At 66.2% G+C, this 763-nt stretch carries 1 protein-coding gene; it reads left to right on the forward strand.

Translation table 11 applies throughout. The features are described from left to right. On the forward strand, nt 1-715 hold a 715-nt coding region (locus EN780_RS36030), incomplete at its 5' end, for an alpha-D-glucose phosphate-specific phosphoglucomutase (protein ID WP_128276583.1). Nucleotides 716-763: the final 48 nt, after the last annotated feature.

Here is a 763-nt window from a genome sequence, read left to right on the forward strand (position 1 = left end):
TCTGGCGCCGGGCTACAAGGACGGCCTCAAGGGCATCGCCCGCTCGATGCCGACCAGCGGTGCCGCCGACCGCGTCGCCGAGAAGCTCGGCATCGGCATCTACGAGACGCCGACCGGCTGGAAGTTCTTCGGCAATCTGCTCGACGCCGGCATGGCGACGATCTGCGGCGAGGAAAGCGCCGGCACCGGCTCCAACCACGTGCGCGAGAAGGACGGACTGTGGGCGGTGCTTCTTTGGCTCAACATCCTCGCCGTGCGCGGCGAGAGCGCCAGGCAGATCGTCACCGAGCATTGGGCGACTTACGGCCGTAACTACTATTCGCGCCACGACTATGAGGAGGTCGACACCGACCGCGCCAACAGGCTGGTCGATGAACTGCGCGCCAAGCTCGCCTCGCTACCTGGCACCAGCGTGCGCGGGCTGAAGATCGCCACCGCCGACGACTTCGCCTATCACGATCCGGTCGACGGCTCGGTGAGCAAGAACCAGGGCATCAGGATCCTGTTCGAGGGCGGCTCGCGCGTCGTCTTCCGCCTCTCCGGCACCGGCACCTCCGGCGCCACGCTGCGCGTCTATATCGAGCGCTACGAGCCGGATCAGGCAAGGCACGATCTCGACACCCAGGAAGCGCTCGCTGACCTCATCGCCGCGGCGGACGACATTGCCGGTATCAAGAGCCACACCGGCCGCGACAAGCCGAGCGTGATTACTTGAGGGTGGTAACTGAGGCTCCACCTTCTCCCACAAGGGGAGAAGGGGAGG

Source organism: Mesorhizobium sp. M4B.F.Ca.ET.089.01.1.1 (genome assembly GCF_004022605.1).
Classification (GTDB): domain Bacteria; phylum Pseudomonadota; class Alphaproteobacteria; order Rhizobiales; family Rhizobiaceae; genus Mesorhizobium; species Mesorhizobium abyssinicae.